This is a genomic window from Bacteroides sp. Ga6A2, from assembly GCF_000702225.1.
Classification (GTDB): Bacteria; Bacteroidota; Bacteroidia; order Bacteroidales; family Bacteroidaceae; genus Ga6A1.
In genome coordinates, this window is record NZ_JNKX01000001.1 from 124,939 (window position 1) to 144,199 (window position 19,261).

Here is a 19,261-nt window from a genome sequence, read left to right on the forward strand (position 1 = left end):
TAATTTGTTTTTTGTCATTGTTTAGTCTATGTGCGCGTTCTGCTGCTCCTCGGCGGTAGGTTCTTTAACCTTAACCACGTTAGCCTTGCGGTGAGGGGCCGATTTCAGTCTCAGACTGATGAACTCGCCCTTGCTGTAGTTCTTGCCCGGATCGATGCTCTGCTCGTACACCTGTCCGATGCCGTTGATGCGCACTTTAAAGCCGAGCGTCTCGAGCAGGAATACCGCGTCTCGTGCTCCCATGCCCTTGACATCGGGCACCGTTCCGCGCTTAATTTTCTCTTTCTCGAGCGAGACGGAGTTGTTGTGCTTCACGGCCTTGCCCCAGATAGGGTTGCCGTTGGCGTAACTGTCTTTCCAGCCGTTGTCAACGTTTATGCTCAAGTAGTTGAGTATGCTGTGGAGTGCGGCGATGTTTCCAGCCTTCGAATCGGGTAGTATCGGACTGTCGTTCTTGTACGTCTCGATAGGATTCCGTCTTATCTCCTTGGCATATACTCGCGATGCTATATTTCCGAAGACCGGACCAGCCATTGCGCCGCCCGATGCGTACGGACCTTCTTTCTTTATTGCCACGATGCAACTGTATTTCGGGTCGTTGGCAGGGAAATATCCGCAGAAACTGCACATATAGTGGTGAATTCCGTCGTCCCAGATGTAGCCTTTTCCGTTAGGGTTGGCAATCTGCGCCGTTCCCGTCTTTCCTGCCACGAGGAAGTCGCTCGTCTTAGCCTTCTCGCCCGAGCCCATGTCGCACACGGTTTGCAGGATAATCTGAATTTTCTTCAGCGTAGGCTCTGAGCAGATTCGCTCCTGAATAACCTCGACAGGCATCTTTTCTACAATCTTGCCGTTTTTCTTCACGCTTTTCAGAAGTCGCGGCTTTACCAGCTTTCCGTTGTTGGCTATGGCGTTGTAGAATGCCAGAGTGTTTATTATCGGCAACTGTGTCTCGTATCCGATGGACATCCAGCCGAGCGTTGTCTTGTACCAGCCCTTCTGATTTGGCTGCTTTATTCGCGGACTTGCTGCGCCCGGAATTGGCATGTGAAGGTTGCTTCCGATGCCGATGCGGTACAATCCGTCGATGAATTTCTGCGGATTATTGTGGTAGTGGTCGTCAATTATGCGGGCTATTCCGATGTTAGATGAAACCTGCATTATTCGCGGAACGCTTATCTTTCCGTAGCCGCCCTTCTCCCAGTTGTGGTCTTTCATCTCGCGACCGTACATGTTATAGATTCCGTTTCCGGTATCGATTGTCTCGTTAAAGCCCACCACGCTGTCTTCGAATGCAATCATCAGCGATGCCGTCTTGAATGTCGAGCCCGGCTCCATCAGGTCGGCAAGGCAGTTGTTCTTTACCTCGTGATATTTGCCGTCGCCCTTGCAATGTGTAAGGTTTACGATAGATTTGATGTCGCCCGTCTCCACCTCCATAAGTATTACCATACCTTCCTCTCCGCCAATGAGTTTCATCTCGTCGATGAGGGCCTTCTCGCAGATGTCCTGCATGCTTACGTCGATGGTTGTCTCGAGGTCGAATCCGTCGATTGCCGGCTCGTCGATGAGGGTTAGGAACTTGTTCATAACCTTCTGGCGGTGGCTCAGACCTTTTGCGCCGCGCAGCAGAGAGTCGTAGGCAAGTTCAAGGCCGAATCGTGCCGAATCCTTGTCGGCATAGATGCCTCCGAGAGTTCGGCTTGCCAGTTCGCCGTACACCTTCTTACGCATCTGAAAGGTTTCGGCAATGAATCCGCCTTTGTATTGCGACCATTTGAATACGGGCAGTTTCTTTATCTCGTTGTACTGTTCGTATGTTATTCGGTGTGGATAGAGCTGATAGTGCTGCGACAGTTTGCCGTCCTTGTTGCGCCGGTTGCGTCCTATGCGGAAGTCGCGTCGGAATGCCTCTTCGCTCTTGTCGGGCATAATGCGGTGCAGTCCTCGGCAGATGATTGTCATGCTGTCGACGAGAGCCGAATCCTTGTGCAGTCCGCCAGCCTCGAAGTCGAAGTAGATTTTGTATTCGGGCAGGTTGCTCACAAGCAGTTTGCCGTCGGCAGAGTAGATGCTTCCGCGTCGTGGCGTAACTACGATGCCGTCTTTTTTCAGTCGGCTTGCCACCTGTTCCCAATATTCGCCTTCGGCAAATATGATGTATGCGCCCTTGGCAAGAATACAAGCAAATGCCATAATCACCAGTACGGTGAATATGACATATCCAAATCTGATGTTCTTGTACTCTAACTGTGGCATGGGTTATTCGAAATCTTCCTTTTTGAGTTTGTACGGGGCAGACATTGCTGTCCTTAGTGTGTTGGCGGTATCTTTTTTCAGAATGTTCTCTATTTTCGACTGCCTTGTAGCCTCGGTCAGTTTGCTCGAAACCGATATGGCATCGAACTCGAGCGTCTTTAGTTCCGTTCGCAAGTCGCTTATCTGTATCTGAAGCCTCTGGCACTCGTAGCGGTTGGCAACGTAGAGCATCAGGCAGATGCCGATGACGACGAGCAGTCCGAGTTGGTTTCGGAAGAAGGCGGTTGTGAGAATGTCTCCTCCCAGAACGCTTTTCAGCGTGATGGGTTTGTCGTTCTCCTTTTCGTCGTCGATGTATTTGTCGGTGGCGGCGAGAACCTCTTTTTCGTCATCGCTCAGTTCCTTGTTTTTCAGCAGGTGCTTTGCGAGTCGTCTGAATATGCTTTCTTTTTTCTGTTTATCTTTATCTGCCATGGCTATAGTTTTTCTGCTATTCGCAGTTTTGCGCTTCGGCTTCGTGGGTTGCGCTGAATCTCGTCGGCATCGGCCTCGATTACCTTTTTGTTTATGAGTTTGAACGGTGTGTTTACCTTTCCGAAGAAATCTTTCTCAACAACTCCCTCAACGTTGCCCGTCTTCATCATGTTCTTTACTATGCGGTCTTCGAGCGAGTGGTATGTTATCACCACCAGTCGTCCGCCGGGCTTCAGGTCGCGTGCCGCCGACTGTAGCATCTCTTTCAGCGCATCCATCTCGTGGTTCACCTCTATTCGCAATGCCTGAAACACCTTGGCGAGTTCTTTCTTCTCTCTCTCACGCCCGAAAAGCGGCTTTATTATCTCGAGAAACTGCTCTATGGTTTCAATCTTCTCCGCGGTTCTTGCCTTTGCAATCTTCTGTGCCAGTTGTCGGCCGTTCTTCAGTTCGCCGTAAAGGTAGAAGATGTTAGCCAAGTCCTCTTCTTTGTATTCGTTCACGATGTCGGCGGCAGTCATGTCGGCGCGCTTGTTCATGCGCATGTCGAGCGGGCCGCTGAATCTGAACGAGAATCCTCGCTCCGAGTCGTCGAGATGATGCGACGACACACCGAGGTCGGCAAGCAGAGCGTCAATCTGCTCCACGCCGTGATATCTCATAAAGTTGTGCAGATATCTGAAGTTGCTTCGCACAAACGTGAATCGCTCGTCGTCGATAATGTTGCGCTCGGCGTCGGCATCTTGGTCGAAACTGTACAGATGTCCCTCGGGCGAGAGATGCTTCAGAATCTCCTTTGAGTGCCCTCCGCCGCCAAACGTAACGTCAACGCAGATGCTGTCTGGCTTTATGTTCATGCCCTCGATGCTCTGTGCCAACAGAACCGGGACGTGATATGTTATGTTTTCAGTCATGTGCAGATTTTACTTTCAAGCGCCAAAATTAAATAAATGAATTGAATTTGAAACAATAAAAAACAAAATATTTTTAATATTTTTATCAACATCTTGTTAAAAATATTATACCTTTGATTTATAGGCTCTTTATTTTGTTTTCTTAAAGTATTGATTTAATATTTAGTTATATATATTTTTCGTGTTTTCCTTGGCACTAAACATAAGAAATGTTATCTTTGACGGCACATTTGTAACAAGTAGAAAGAATTTTGTAAATGAAGAGGTTGTTTTTGTCATTATTTGCCGCGCTAACCGTTATGTTGTGCTCGGCTCAGGCTAAATATACGGATTTTAGGCTGAAGGATGTTTCGGGAAAGGAACATTCGTTCAAGGAATATGTAAAGAAAGGTAAGAAAAACTACATCCTGATAGACTTCTGGGCTTCGTGGTGCGGTCCGTGCTGCCGCGAGATGCCCAACATAAAAGAGGCGTACGACAAGTATCACAAGAAGGGTTTCCAGATTGTGGGTGTATCACTAGACTTCAAGGCCGATGCTTGGAAAAGGGCGATAGAGAAGTACGAGATGACATGGCCGCAACTTTCCGACCTTCAGGGATGGAAGAGCAGCGCAGCCAGCAAGTACGACGTAAACTCCATTCCGTATACCGTTCTTGTAGACGGAGACGGGAAAATTGTAGCCACCGGACTGCGCGGCGCGGCGTTGCAGAAGAAACTGAAGCAAATATACGGCTTCTAAAACATTCTTTACAAAAAGAACAAAAAAGTTGCATATAAATAGAAAAGAATAAGTTATATTTGCAGATTATAATTTGTACAGATGGAAGATGAATCATTAAAATTGGATGTAGAGAAGATTCTGCAAAACAAAATGGGAAGCAAGGCTAAGTTCATTCCCGGTTTTGTCGTTTCATGGTTAAAGCGTATTCTTCACCAAGACGAACTTAATGTTTTCCTGATGGAAAAGGGACACGACACGGGTGTCGACTTCTTCGACGACTGCCTTGAGTTCCTCGACATCAAACTCGATATAAAAGGGCTCGAAAACCTTCCTCACGATGGGCGAAACTTCACTTTCGTGAGCAATCATCCGCTCGGCGGAATAGACGGCGTGGCTCTGGGCGCGGTTATCGGACATCAGTATGATTATAAGATAAAGTATCTTGTAAACGACCTGCTGATGAACATCAAGCCTCTGGCTCCGCTGTTCGTGGGAATTAACAAGACTGGCAGCCAGAGCAAGAAATTCCCCGCTATAGTCGAGGGCGTGTTCAAGTCAGACTCAAACGTGCTGATGTTCCCTGCCGGACTATGCTCGCGCAAGCAGAACGGCGTAATCCGCGACCTGCAATGGAAGAAGACATTCGTGGTAAAGAGCATCGAGACTCAGCGCGACGTTATTCCAATCCACTTCGAGGGGCAGAACTCGAATTTCTTCTACAATCTGGCTAACATCTGCAAGATGCTCGGCATAAAGTTCAACCTTGCAATGCTCTTCCTTGCCGACGAGATGATGAAGAACCGCCACAAAACATACAAGGTTACTTTCGGCAAGCCGATTCCTTACCAGACATTCGACAAGAGCCGCACTCCGGCGCAATGGGCCGAATATGTAAAAGACATTGTCTACAAACTTTAATATAAAAACAACCATAACCGTTCAGAATAAAGTGATGGAAGAAAAAATAATTGATCCGATACCAAGAGAAGTCCTCAAGCAGGAACTTACCGAGGATAAACGCTTGCGTTTCACGAACAAGAGTAACAACGAGATTTATGTAGTTACGTGGTTCGACTCGCCAAATGTGGTGAAGGAAATTGGCCGTCTGCGCGAGATTGCGTTCCGTGCTGCCGGCGGCGGAACAGGCAAGGCTATGGACCTCGACGAGTTCGACACGATGACGAATCCGTGCAAGCAGCTCATTGTCTGGAATCCAGAGGCCGAGGAGATAATCGGCGGATACAGATATATTCTTGGAAACGAAGTAGAGGTTGATGCCAACAATCAGCCAAAGATGGCAACCGCCCATCTGTTCCACTTCTCGGACAAGTTTATGCGCGACTACATGCCTTACACCATCGAACTGGGCAGAAGTTTCGTAACGCTCGAGTATCAGAGCACCCGAAAAGGCTCAAAGGCTCTCTTCGCCCTCGACAATCTGTGGGACGGTCTCGGCGCGCTCATGGTCATAAAGCCAAACGTAAAGTATTTCTTCGGAAAGATGACCATGTATCCATCTTACATACGCAAGGGCAGGGACATGATTCTTTATTTCCTGCGCAAGCATTTCGACGACAAGTTGAATCTGGTTACTCCTCTGCATCCGCTCACCATCGAGACAGATGAGAAGGAACTTGAGGCACTCTTCTGCGAGGACGATTTCAAGGCCGACTACCGAATACTTAACCGCGAGGTTCGTGCCCTTGGCTACAACATTCCACCGTTGGTAAATGCCTACATGAATCTTTCGCCAACGATGAAGATGTTCGGAACAGCCATCAACTACGGTTTTGGCGATGTTGAGGAAACAGGCATTCTTATTGCCGTAAACGAGATTCTCGAGGAGAAGCGCGTGCGTCATATCGAGTCGTACATAAAGGAGCATCCCGAGGCTGGCAAGATTACAAGCGGAGCCAACAACGTGTTCTACAAACCGACTGACGAAAAAGACGACGGCTTTGAACCAGTAAAGTGATTATAGGATTTTTTTATTGAGATATTTGCAAAACGCAGCCTTCTTACTAAGGGTTGCGTTTTTTTATTGACAATTTAGAGAAAGTTGAAAAAGGCAGAATTAACAATGGACAGTTGACAATTAACAATTCACAATTCATAATTCATAATTCATAATTGTTTTCGTAATCGCTGAGGATTTATAACGAACAATTTCGTCAGAAATTGTTCGAACGTCGTAGGAACGTCGTAGGAACGTCGTAGGAACGTCGTAGGAACGTCGTAGGAACGTCGTAGGAACGTCGAGGAACGTCGAGGAACGTCGAGGAACGTCGAGGAACGTCGAGGAACGTCGTAGAAAGGTAGAGGGAAGATAGAGGGAAGGTATATGCAATCAGAATTCTCGCAATTCAAAATTCAGAATTGATAATTCTGGATTAATAAGGGATAATTTGAATACGAATTGTTCTTTTGGTAAATACAAAATAGCGGCAAGGTACATCCAAGATACATCCAAGGTACATCCAAGATACGTCAAAGGTATATGCTGAGTATATGCAAGGTAGAGGGAAGGTAGAAGGAAGCAAGCCGATAGCAAGGGGGTAGCAAGGGGAAAGGTTCGACGAAGCATATATTGATGCAATTCTGAGAAACTTGAAATTTGAAAATTGAAAGTTTTGAATTTGTAATAAATTGCGCGGAAAATATTCTTTTTGTAAATACAAAATAGTGGGTAGGAAGAAGGTAGGAAGAAGGTAGGAAGAAGGTAGGAAGAAGGTAGAAAGAAGGTAGAAAGATGGTAGCAAGATAGAAGATAGATTCAAGGTAGATTCAAGTAAGCCGGAAGGTACGGGGAAGAGCTTATAAAGGTAGACTAATGGTTGAGAATCGGAATAGGTTAACTCTTAATATGAATTTACCAATGTAACAATTAGGGTTGGTATGGGTAACGTGAAACTCTGGGGAAGCCTAACTGCTATTTGACATATAATTCAAAATTATAGAAAAGTGAACTTTTTAGTCTTTGGGTAAATACAAAATAGTGCCAAGGTATATGCAAGGTATATGTTGGTATATGTAAGATATATGCAAAGTATAGCCAGATTAGGTGATGGGTAGGTTGTGGTGAAGTTGAAGAAAGTTGAAAATATTGAATTTACAAATGGGCAGTCGACAATCGATAAATCAAGATCCGACATTGGGTGTATCTGCAACGAGGCGTGGAAGAAATTCTAATATAACGGGATATTATTCTACGTGATATGTAAGAAAAACGAAAAAAGTGGAAATTCTGGAAGCGTGAGGAGGAAAATTCCACAAGAGGGGTGGCTTTCTTAGATTTTTTTTGTATCTTTGTCGTGTCATTGTTATTCTTTGCTTGCTTTGATATATAATACTATGAGTAAGAAATCTGGCATGACAAAATTGGGGGCAACAGAGTGTTGATTAAGAACTCATAAAAAAAGGTGAAGTGTTGCGGAATTTATTTAATTTGCTGTAGATTTAAGGAGGATCATGATAAAAATTCAAATTAAGAGTTTTGCAAAGGATACGACTATTCTTTCCAAAGAAGATGAAGCTGCAATCTCTTTGAAGGATAATCTCCAGGAGGAATTAGCCATGTATCCTAATGCTATGGGTACCATCTATATATTGACGAGCATTCGTATATTTGGTCAGAAGAGAAATGATATAGATATGCTCGTTATGGGCTTTATTGACAATCTGATTCTGAAAAATCCACAAACGAAAAATTATGGTTTGGTAAAGGATTTAGATGTTAAAAGTTTTATTTGTAATATAGAACTCAAATCACATGCTGCAAGTAGTGTGAAACGAGAAGGACTTGATTACATTGTCTCTTATTCTGGTATTCTTCATAATGCTTCTCAGCAATGTAATGAGGCAAAGTTCTCGCTATATAATCACTTGAACGATCAGTTGAATATCAAGCCATTTATCTGTGATGTGCTTTGGCTCAATGGCTTGTCCAAGAATGATTTATCATATATGAGGGGTAGTGCTTTTGATAATGCGTTACATAGAGGCTTTAAGTTTAGAGATCTTATCAACGTGATTTTGCAGCAGGCAAATGTGATGAAGATAGGTGCAACACAATTTTGTTTAGACTGCTTCAGTGAAGGAGAGAAAGAATATAATTCAATAGTAGATATTTTTACTGCTGTACGAAAGCCACAAGGTTTAACTAAACAAAAATTCGAACTGATAAGTCAGAAGAATACTGAAGTTGAAAAACTTCTGGCGGATGCAGGCGATAAACTTATGATAGTAACAGGCCGAGCAGGTACAGGTAAAACTGTTCAGCTACTTCAGTTAGCATTTATGCTCGCTAATGAAGATTATGCAAAACGTTGTTTGATTCTTACATATAACAATGCATTGGTTAGCGATATCAAACGACTGATTGACTATACTCCAATGCCATCGAAGGTAGATGGACGCACAGTATCAATTAAGACCATACACTCTTTCTTTTTGACATTGATGAAGGAAGTTGGTGTTGATGTAAATCATCTGAATCCACAGAAGAGGACGTTTGATGCTGACTATAATCAAGTATTGAAGCAACTGTATGACTTTGTTGTAGCAACGTGTCAGAAAGAAGACATTGACGCTCTGAAGGATATGGCAGAAAGTACTATTGATTGGGATTATATTCTGATTGATGAGGCGCAAGACTTTTCTGATTTAGAGAAGGAAATACTCTTTAAAATATATGGTGTGAACCGGTTGATTGTGGCAGATGGTGTGGATCAGTTCATGAGAGTTGGTAATCGTCAGATATGGGAAAGAGGCGTAGAAAAATCCCTCGTTCGAAAACCTAAGACTATGGATTTGGAACGCAGGCAGAAATCTAATCTAGTGTCATTTGTTAATTCTTTTGCACGTCTTGCTAATCTCGACTGGAAGGTGAAGCCAAACGATGCACTTCCTGGTGGAGAGATTAAGATCTACTCGAAGTTCATGAAGTCAACATACGATATGCTTAAGGCTAATTGCGATAGAAACAAGTGCGAGAACTATGACATTCTTATCCTTGAACCTCCAACCCAGGTAACTACAGATTGTAGGGGAAATCGATTTTTCTCTAAGGCGGAAGTATATATTCAGAAAGCAGGTATACCGATATTCGATGGAATTAATAATAGGAATAGAACAACTTATCCTACTAAAGACCAATGTCGTGTATATCAGTATGATTCGTGTCGTGGACTTGAAGGTTGGTGTGTTGTATGTGCAGATTTTGACGAATTGATACAGTATAAGTTAGATACATACAAGGCTAATGAAGATGAATTATGCTTTGATCCAGAAGTGGCAAAGAAAAGAAGCGTGCTCTTATGGGCGCTTATGCCATTAACTCGACCAATAGACACACTGGTAATAACATTGAATAATGCAAACTCGGAGATTGGTAAGATGCTAAAGCAACTTGCAGACATCTATCCAGATTTCATTGAATGGAACATAGATTAATTATGGACAGTTTTTTCTACAACAATTATTATAAATATTTTCTCTGGAATAATGGTTTGCTCGAGCATTTCTTCAAGAATGGCAAAGGTGAGATCCTTCTCCACATAGACAGACATCTTTTGGAAGAAATTGGTAAGACAATAGGAATAGACTCAGAGGATTATGCGAAAGAGTTTGAGTCATGCGTCAAAGGATTTTGTAGATGGTATATAAAATACGCATCTGCTACTATTATGTGCCCAACAACCAATAAATGTATACGGTGCAGTACAAACTCAAAGAAATGGTCTTGCTGCAATTGTAATAATTGTAAGTACAAGCCATGTATTAGAAATAGAGAGGACATTTTGGCTGTGGCAAATCATATTTTAACAAGACCAATAGAGTACTTTGATAAATATGTTGATGAGAATGGACGATTAAGGATTAATATGTCAGACGACAAAAAACTTCTTAAACATAGACTGCCATATTTTGCAATTGTTATATACCTCATATATAAGTTTGACAATAATAAAACGCAGCAATGGGAAAATGTAGGCACTGATATTGCTGCAAAATCAAGAGAATTTATACCTCAAATCTTTCAAAAAATACATGAATTTGATGAAAGATTTGATGATACAGCTAGTGTATATGATCGCTCAGAATCGGATCGCAATGATTATGCAGGAAGAATACTCTATCACTTGCCTTTGTCTACCTCTACACGCAACAAAATCCAAGATGCCATATATAAGTCGAGTGCTTGGAAGTCAATAGACTCTATGCCATTTTTGAAGATCATTGGATTGATTATGAATTCCCTAAAAGATGTTAGGGCCAATGATGAACTTAGAAATATATTACTAAAGTGCTATTCAAACAACGATTATAAGGGGATATCTGCTCGTAAGGTACAATCAGTCATTGATGATTTTGATATTGAAGCTTACGAGGCAAAGATTGTTGAACGTACAAAATCAACGGACTTCAGTCAAACTGTCATAAGTGGTGAATTTGCATTGGGTATCTATTTTCCGAATGACGATGAACAAACTGAAAATTCTATAGTGTTGCTTACGACTGTTTTGCATCAGTTGCACGATGAAGGAGTGCATATAGCGGAAGGAGGATCTGGAACATTGGCGGGGTATAATACATCGTTTGTGAAACTTGACAATGTGGGGCGCATTGAACTCAAAGATTATTCGTTGAGGACAAACATGTACAAAATAACATCATTACGTACGGATGATGTGATATTCTTCTATGAATATGATGACAGTCTGTTTATACAGACAAGAAAGATAATTCCTGCAAAATCATACATCGTTGCAGTCCGCAAGGGTACAGAAACGGTATTTGATAACTGGTGTAATGAGAGCCACAACTTGTTGACTAAATGGCCTATAGAAGATACTCGTGAACTTTTTGGTACCGATTGGACAATCTATTACACAGAGGATAGGCTCAATGGTCAGTTCTATGTAGATAGAATGTCATCTGGTTCGGAAACATTAGGATCTACCAATGTTGTAATGAAGGGCGGTATCAAAAAGAATGGTGATACTTATTTTATAAATGCTCTCCCTTATTTTGAGGTGCCATCTACTTATAAGCCAGAAGACGTTAAGGTATATATAAACCTTAATGGATATTCATTCGACAATTATAACCTACTTCAGAAAGGTAATAGGCTTATTATAGACATTCCAAAAATGCCTATTGATAGCATGGAAGTCGCGTATTTGGATGTCTGCGTAGAATGCAATAAAACGCAACAGTTTAATTATAGTATAAGTGTTTGTGGGCAAGCAACCTCATATAATACATTATATGCGTACAAGTTTGACAGATTTGGTATCCTAACAGACAGAGATACAGAGGTAGCATACTATGGTAATAACATTTGTGATGCATACCAGACGGGAAATATTCAGGGGCTATTTCAAATCAAAAAGTCGGAGTTTAGTGAGATAATAGACGAACTATATTTCACAAATTTGCTAGCTGCTTGTTGCTTTGATTCAGTGCATTATGATATAACTCACACAAAATTTAGAAAATGTGTCAGTTATGCAGCTACACGTCTTGATATTGATATTCAAAAAGACGGATTTATAGGTAATGTCAAAAGACTCCTTAGCAATGCCGGTGTAGTTCAGATTGACTATACAACAAGCAAATGTCAAGCGGTCCCTCCTTATTTTACCCGTGTGCCTTTCTCTGACTACTATACGGATGGTTCACAACTGTTTATGTTAGGCGGATGCTATACAAGGGCATTCATTGCAGATTTGATGGAATTTTGCAAAGAGTGTAATGTTAGTATATTTTCTGTAAAGAATACATGTGGGAAGGATGAAGAGAGATTGTTACCACCAATTATATTGCTTGGACACAATTTTTCATCTAAGGATTTCTCTCAAAGATATGGTCAGCAATATGATATAATGGAAGACTATGACTTAGCATTATCGTTGCTAAATGTAGTTCCTTCATATACAGACGTATTTGTAAGGTTCCATTTTGAATATAATAACTCATATCAATTCTTGGAAAAGCTGGATCCAGCATCAACAGAATCTTTGCCAAGAATAAGAACTATGAGAAGTACAAACTCTCGTGTTGTTCGATTCATTGAGAAACCGAACTGTGTTTTTTCAGAAATAGCTCAAGGATTGATGCCGTGGGCATCAATTTATTGCCATTACGAGAAGAATACTTCTATGGTGTTTATACAGAGAGACTATTCTGTGTATTTGCCAGTAACATTGATGTTGCCTAATTACGTGGAAAGAGCATTGTTCCTAATGAATATGGGACTGCCCGAAACAAAAAAGGTATTTGTGTGTTTTAACCCTGGAAATTCGTATTTTTCGTTGATGAATCAGTATAAGTTGCATAATGAGGAGCGGTGTAATGTTTTTGCAAAGAAGATAACTGGAGCAGAAGTCTCGGAATCCAATATGTTAGTGAGAAATTGTATTCATACCAAACACAAAATGGATTTTTACAAGTCAAATCTCAATGGTAGTAAATATCGAGAAAAGTATATGGTATTGAGAGACATTAATGGTGTTGACATTCTAGCTGTTGCTCACAACCACAAGGTTTACCTGAATTGTCAAGGGACATTCTTTAGAGTTGACGCAAAGAATGTTAACGAGGTAATGACCTTCCTTATACAGGATAGATGGGTGTTCGGAAACGGATGTAAAGCTATCGGGTACACACAAGGAGGAGGCCAAAAGTTTGAAACGGTATTTAATTTAACCACAGAAGTACTTGATATACCAGATTTTTCTTCATTTAGTAAAGAGAATATACAAATCATATAATAGTATAATCCGATGAAAAAATTCGAACATTTATTTTCGCAAGATCCAATAGGAGCTTTCGAAAAAATAGAAGAAGACTATACGCGTTACTTTGAGGTATCATACAAAATAAGTAACACGGAAATTAATAAAGAGCGTATGGATGTTCTTCGTGCAGATAACAACCTCAGCAAAGAGCCTTATCTTGAAGTGCTTCCGGAGTATTCTCCTGCTGAAGGACTCCGGAACATGGATGACTTGGTCAGCAGATTCTCTGGGCATTTTGGTGGTGAAACTTTCGCAAGGGAATACTTTGAGGAGTTTATTGCTAAAGGCTTGATGCAAGGGCTGATGGACAAGTATATTCCATACGGTCATCAGATAGGTATGCTTGAGAAGGCTTTTGCCGGAATTGACGAAAATGGTAATCCGTTAAAATATAAGAATACAGTTATCACTTCTGGTACCGGTTCTGGTAAGACGGAATCTTTTATGTTGCCTCTATTAGCAGACATCTATAAGGAGTATATTAGCAGTAGCTGGGCGCCTGCAATCTCACATGCAAAGTGGTTTGAAGGGAGAATAGAAGGACGTTCTAAAAAGAGGCAATATATTCCAAATCAACGTCTGAATGATCCACGTCCCGCAGCTATAAGGGCGCTTGTCCTGTATCCAATGAATGCGCTGGTTGAAGACCAAATGGCACGACTTCGAGAAGCTCTTGACAGCAATGATGTTCGAGCATTCATGCATAATAAGATGCAGGGCAATCGCATCTACTTCGGAAGTTATAATGGATCGACTATAGCACCCAAAAGTTATGACCTTCTGAATAATCCCGACCATAAGACAGCATTTACAAAGAAAAAACAGGAGGTTGCGGAACAGCTGAACAAAATTCACGAGCATTTTGAGTTTGTCAATAGATATGTTGCAGCTAATCCCGACAAGAAAGATGCTCTCTATATAGAACCACGATTAGGTGGAGATTTGACAACCAGCGAGATGATTACTCGTTGGGATATGCAATATTGGGCTCCTGATATCATGATTACCAACACCTCGATGTTGAGTATTATGCTAATGAGAAAGGCAGAAAGCAAAATGTTTGATGATACGAGACGTTGGCTAGCTGCAGAAGACTTACCTGAAGCTGAACGAGAAGAGGCAAAGAAAAATAGGGTGTTCCATATCATTGTAGATGAGCTTCACTTGTACAGAGGAACTGCTGGTAGTGAAGTCGCTTGCCTACTGAGAATGCTGTATAATGCTATCGGACTTGAACCTGTGGTAGATGATGATCGTGGTAATAAAGTACCTAACCCTCAGATCAAAATACTCGCATCTTCTGCATCTTTGGGTGATGAGACAGAAACCCAAAAATTCATGGAGGAATTCTTTGGTATTTATAGTACCATAGAAGGAGAGAATGTATTTAATGTACAGGTAGGTTCTAATTATATTGGTAAGAATAAGGATGTTATCATTGATTATACATCATTCTCGGAATTCAATCACGAGAACTTTGTGGCAATCGAACTAGATCCAGAAAATGCAGGTAAGGTAGAAGATGTTCGCAAAGGAAAGGTTCTGAACTTCTTAAAAGAAAAATTCGATTGTGATACGATTGAAAAGTTCTGCAAGAGATATGAAGAGCAGATGTTTAAGGACTTCTATGATTGTCTGCCATCAAATACGGACAATTCAAAAAGACCAATATCACAATCTCAACTAATTGAGTCCTTGTTTGCTGGTAATAAAGAAGCATACCGTGGATTCCTTATATTCCGTGGCTATATAGATACCATATATAAGAATCATAAGCTACCAAGGTTCCGCTTCCATAAGTTCTTCAAGTATGTAGAGGGATTGTGGGGCGAACTTAACCCTTCACTTTCGGATGATGTTCCTGCTGTGAAGAACCTTAGCTATAATTCAAAGGAGGTGGGAGCAAGAAAAGTACTGGAATTGCTTCGTTGTGAGAACTGTGGTCAGTTATTTATTGGAGGAAACAGAAAGAGAGAGACAAACGATGGAAGTGTGTCATTGACTCTAAACTTCCCAAATTTGGAGCAGATACCTAACTTTAATCCGACTCCTATGGTTCAGAATAAGACATATCAAGACTATGCAATATTCTGGCCAAAAGATTTGAATACAAAAATTGAATTAGAAAGAAAAGGAACACCTGAGGCTGGTGCAAATGATCGTGTTGTTGAGATCTTAACAGGAAAACATGGAACAGACTTGGGTAAGGCTGATTGGGTTCCTGGATACCTTGATTCTCTTACAGGTAAGTTCACGCCAAAGGATCAATCACTTGCTCCAAATACGGGTTCATTAATGGATAGTATTAAAACTAATGGCATCCAAGGGTTCTTGTACAGAGTAGTTAACAATAATAATGGCGCAGAAATAGATGACATAAAAGCATCAAAGATTTATGCCGCCCCTTGTACTTGTCCTCATTGCTTACAGGATTACACGTTGCGTAAATATACTAATTCTCCAATTCGAAGCTTTCGAACTGGTATTGATCGTAGCAACCAGATACTTAGTAAGGAATTGCTGTACCAGTTAGATGATAATTCTGCTAAGCTTATCGGCTTCTCTGATAGCCGTGAGGATGCTGCAAAACAGGCACTTGGTATTGAGAAGGAACAATATCGAGATATGGTGCGTATGCTATTTGTAGACAGTGTAAATGAGGTAGGTATCAATGATATAGTTGATTTTATAAAGCAGCAATTGTCAATAGGCACTAAAAAGAAAGAAATTCGGGAAGCTGTAAAGTCAAAATGGTTGCGACCAGACATCTCTGATGTTACAAATGCCATCTTTGACGCTATTGATGATGATGACTTCTCTGGATTATCACAATACTCACAAAATAATATCCCATTATCAAATTTCATTGGTAATGGTTTTGATGGTACATTGGTAAGAAAACTTCTCGAAAGAGGAATTAATCCTGCTGGTGAAGCTCATAAGTTCCAATGGTATGAGAAAGATAATGCTGAAGGATTATTCCATTGGAGTACAGCCTATGATTTTTCAAAGTTTGCCCTTGTACAGTATCCTCATTTTAAAAAGGAAGAATATAAAAGCCAAATCCGTAAGCAATTAGAAAATGCAATATTTGCCAACTCATTTGGTAAGTATATGGGAGTAAGTGTGCTTGATGCCGGTATTGGTTACATAAGTAGTCCTCAATCCGATGCCGTTGAAGCTTCGAATGAGTATCAAACGCTAAGAAGATTATTGCCAACAGATGTAAGCGTTTATGAATTTGTTGATGCATTCATTCGAGTAATGGGTGATAACTATCTCTATCCAAGTGTAGAAGAGGGTAATGCTTACGTAGATTACGAGCACTTAAAGGGTTCTGTAAAACGTCCAATTAAGGTATTCTGTGAAAGAAGAGGTGGTGATGAAAACAGTTTAGGAGATGCTCTTGTAAGGTATTTAAAGAAATATTGTACAGACATAAATGTACTGTCTCTTGAACTTGAAAAGTTGTCGTTTACGAAGATGACGAACGAGAAATATATGAAATGTCCGAAATGTGGTCGAGTTCATCCTAATAAGGGCTTTGGGTTCTGTACAAATACAAGCTGCATGGAGAAATTAGATCCATCGGTTACTGTAGATACAGATTCTCTACACGATCATTACATTTCGTTTGACATCTTGAAGGAGAAAAGGGCTCCAAGGCGATTGCATACAGAAGAGTTATCAGGACAGACGGATGACATTCAGGCACGTTTGCGTGAGTTTAAGGATCTCATTCTCATTGATGATAACGATCCTACAAAACTTGGAAAAGAGATGACAATGCCTATTGATATGGTTTGTGTTACAACAACCATGGAAGTAGGTGTGGATATTGGTAGTTTGCAAGCTATCTTCCAAGGCAATATGCCACCTACACGTTACAATTATCAGCAACGTGTAGGTCGTGGCGGTCGTCGAGGACAGGCTTATTCTACAGCATTCACCTTCTGCCGTGGTAGAAGTCATGATGTGTACTATTACGAAAAGGCTACAGATGAAATGGTAGGTGGTATTCCTGCAACACCTACATTGTCATTGGCACCATACAAAGACACTAATGGTGAGGTACGCATGAAGCAAGCTATAATGAAGCGTGTTATTGTCAAAGAGGTTTTGCATCAAGCATTTCTTAGTCTTCCATATCAATACGACCTTCAGGATACAGCAGGTGAATTTGGACGTATTGCTGATTGGGGCGTCAATCAAAAAGAGCTTAAAAACTGGCTTGCATCAAACGAAGATGCAGTGAATGGTATTGTACATCGTTATTTTGATCAGTTCAATACTAATAACCAGATTCAAAAGGACATCAAAGAAATCATTGAGTGGATATTAACTAAAATGGTTGGTCAAATTGATTTTGCTGTAAAAAAGACATCTAATAAAGACAAGGGACTTGCAGAATACCTTTCAGAAGCAGGATTCTTGCCTATGTATGGTATGCCATCTGATTCAAGGAACTTCTATCATGGGTTTGATAGTGTATTCAAAAGAGTAAAGAGTGTTGACCGTTCAAGTGAGATTGCCATATCGGAGTTTGCACCTGGTTCTGAGAAAACAAAGGACAAGGGCAAATATCGTGTAGAGGGTTTGACTATACCGATGATTGATGAAGCGAATGACAGAGGACAGATCAGTTTCTTTAACCCTAATGGTGATGCCTTGTCTGATAGGTATATCCTCACGTATATTAAAAATATAGGAGAGGATGATAATAATATTAAGGAGATCATTGAGGCTCCTGTTGGCGTACCATCTCATCAGATAAAATTGACCGACAAGCAACGCCTTATTGTGATTCCTCAAGCTTACCGATCACTTCAGATTAAAGGTAATACAGGTACTCCTGTGGAGAATAATGACAAGGGGAGTAGCTTCACTCAAAGCCAGATCTTTGCACGTGATAATAGTTCCTCATCTGCTCCATCAAACAAGAAAACTGTAGGTAACGTAGACATTTCTGTATATGAGATGGGATTAAACGAGGATCCTACGGTTTGGCATGTAAATAGTAATAATAACAGATTCTACACTGGTGCATATTCTGCAAATGGATTGGAAATGCCTTATGGTAAAATGGCAAACTTTATGTTCTTTGATAAATACAATACGAATGGCAGAACAGAGACCTCAAGAAAAGATCAAGATCCGCAAAACACTTTAGATATAGCTTTGGGTTCAAAGAAGATCACTGAAATGATAAAGCTTGAGCTGAAGACTTATCCATCTGTACTTAATCTGTCATTAGAAACAGGAAATAGATCTGCTATTAGAGCGGCATTCTACTCAGCTGCGTTCCTCCTGCAAAGGGCTTTGGCTGACAAACTTGACGTTCAACCTGACGAAATCGAAATCTGTGAGAAGATTGACGATAAGTTTGAATATCCATCTTTGTATCTAAGTGATGCGCTTCCTAATGGTGCTGGTATTGTAAGTTACCTATACCAAGATGGTAAATTGGAAGAATTGATCAGAAGCATCATCAATTTCGATTCATTTGACTCTGATAAGACTTCGAAGGATAAGAGTTTCATGCAATCCTTGATTTCGGAGAAACATATGAGAAACTGTCTGACAGCATGTCAAAAGTGCCTTTTAACATATAGTAATAGAGGATTTCATCATGTGCTTGATTGGAGATTAGGTGTTGGATTATTGCGTTTGATGTTGGACGAGACTTATGATTTTGGTTTTGATGCGTCAACTCGTGGTAGATACGAGGAAATGTCGGATTGGAACTATATTATACATGAATGTGCCCAAAAGTATAACTTTGCTCCAGAGTCGAATGAGCAGTATTATTGGTTCAAAGATGGGGCTTGTACTGTTTTCTATCATCCTTTGTGGAATAGGAAAAAGCTACTTGAGAATATTACAGAACAGTATGATGGTTTACACATGTTTAATACCTTTAAGATCCTAAGATCAGATATGACAGAAGATAAAGACGATAGTATAGTTGCCCATACATGCTCTGGGGTAAAGCGACTGAATAGAATAAAAGCGTCAAAGCTGAATTCCTCTCGTACTATTGCTCCTCAACAGATTAAAACAGAGGATGATAATGATGTGGAATTGTAATATT

General features: G+C 41.0%; 9 protein-coding genes. 6 read left to right on the forward strand and 3 right to left on the reverse strand.

The window, feature by feature from the left end; genetic code table 11:
* Positions 1 to 21 precede the first annotated feature (21 nt).
* From T538_RS0100550 to rsmH, 3 genes are read right to left on the reverse strand one after another with little or no spacing between them, the layout of a single operon-like run.
* On the reverse strand, positions 22 to 2,259 hold the full coding sequence (locus T538_RS0100550) for a penicillin-binding protein (protein WP_081834809.1): 2,238 nt from the start codon (positions 2,257 to 2,259) through the stop codon (positions 22 to 24).
* 3 nt (positions 2,260 to 2,262) lie between these two features.
* On the reverse strand, positions 2,263 to 2,733 hold the full coding sequence (locus T538_RS0100555; RefSeq protein WP_051655770.1) for an FtsL-like putative cell division protein: 471 nt from the start codon (positions 2,731 to 2,733) through the stop codon (positions 2,263 to 2,265).
* A gap of 2 nt (positions 2,734 to 2,735) precedes the next feature.
* Positions 2,736 to 3,647 (reverse strand): 16S rRNA (cytosine(1402)-N(4))-methyltransferase RsmH, encoded by a 912-nt coding sequence (rsmH, locus tag T538_RS0100560; RefSeq protein WP_031531645.1) that lies wholly within the window; start codon positions 3,645 to 3,647, stop codon positions 2,736 to 2,738.
* A 257-nt stretch (positions 3,648 to 3,904) separates the two neighbouring features.
* Between rsmH and T538_RS0100565 the strand changes: the two genes are divergently transcribed.
* The 6 genes from T538_RS0100565 (at position 3,905) to T538_RS0100590 (ending at position 19,257) form a co-directional block, all read left to right on the forward strand.
* Complete coding sequence (locus T538_RS0100565; protein WP_081834810.1) at positions 3,905 to 4,387, forward strand: TlpA family protein disulfide reductase; 483 nt, start codon at positions 3,905 to 3,907, stop codon at positions 4,385 to 4,387.
* Positions 4,388 to 4,468: 81 nt separating this feature from the next.
* Entirely contained in the window at positions 4,469 to 5,287 is an 819-nt protein-coding gene (locus tag T538_RS0100570; protein ID WP_031531647.1) for a 1-acyl-sn-glycerol-3-phosphate acyltransferase, read from the forward strand.
* 34 nt (positions 5,288 to 5,321) lie between these two features.
* Positions 5,322 to 6,344 carry a GNAT family N-acetyltransferase gene (locus T538_RS0100575; RefSeq protein ID WP_031531648.1) on the forward strand — a complete coding sequence of 341 codons (1,023 nt, stop codon included), beginning with the start codon at positions 5,322 to 5,324 and terminating at the stop codon, positions 6,342 to 6,344.
* Between the two features lie 1,493 nt (positions 6,345 to 7,837).
* Entirely contained in the window at positions 7,838 to 9,820 is a 1,983-nt protein-coding gene (locus T538_RS0100580; RefSeq protein WP_031531649.1) for a UvrD-helicase domain-containing protein, read from the forward strand.
* A 2-nt stretch (positions 9,821 to 9,822) separates the two neighbouring features.
* Positions 9,823 to 13,143 carry a hypothetical protein gene (locus tag T538_RS0100585; protein WP_155992905.1) on the forward strand — a complete coding sequence of 1,107 codons (3,321 nt, stop codon included), beginning with the start codon at positions 9,823 to 9,825 and terminating at the stop codon, positions 13,141 to 13,143.
* A 12-nt stretch (positions 13,144 to 13,155) separates the two neighbouring features.
* Positions 13,156 to 19,257: a DEAD/DEAH box helicase gene (locus T538_RS0100590; RefSeq protein ID WP_031531651.1), complete on the forward strand. Its 6,102-nt coding sequence runs from the start codon at positions 13,156 to 13,158 to the stop codon at positions 19,255 to 19,257.
* The last annotated feature ends 4 nt before the right edge of the window (positions 19,258 to 19,261 follow it).

What these genes read in the sequence shown, in the direction of transcription:
- T538_RS0100585 (WP_155992905.1), top strand. Translation starts at nt 9,823, where the DNA reads ATGGACAGTTTTTTCTACAACAATTATTATAAATATTTTCTCTGGAAT.
- T538_RS0100580 (WP_031531649.1), top strand. Translation starts at nt 7,838, where the DNA reads ATGATAAAAATTCAAATTAAGAGTTTTGCAAAGGATACGACTATTCTT.
- T538_RS0100575 (WP_031531648.1), top strand. Translation starts at nt 5,322, where the DNA reads ATGGAAGAAAAAATAATTGATCCGATACCAAGAGAAGTCCTCAAGCAG.
- rsmH (WP_031531645.1), bottom strand. Translation starts at nt 3,647, where the DNA reads ATGACTGAAAACATAACATATCACGTCCCGGTTCTGTTGGCACAGAGC.
- T538_RS0100550 (WP_081834809.1), bottom strand. Translation starts at nt 2,259, where the DNA reads ATGCCACAGTTAGAGTACAAGAACATCAGATTTGGATATGTCATATTC.
- T538_RS0100555 (WP_051655770.1), bottom strand. Translation starts at nt 2,733, where the DNA reads ATGGCAGATAAAGATAAACAGAAAAAAGAAAGCATATTCAGACGACTC.
- T538_RS0100570 (WP_031531647.1), top strand. Translation starts at nt 4,469, where the DNA reads ATGGAAGATGAATCATTAAAATTGGATGTAGAGAAGATTCTGCAAAAC.
- T538_RS0100565 (WP_081834810.1), top strand. Translation starts at nt 3,905, where the DNA reads ATGAAGAGGTTGTTTTTGTCATTATTTGCCGCGCTAACCGTTATGTTG.
- T538_RS0100590 (WP_031531651.1), top strand. Translation starts at nt 13,156, where the DNA reads ATGAAAAAATTCGAACATTTATTTTCGCAAGATCCAATAGGAGCTTTC.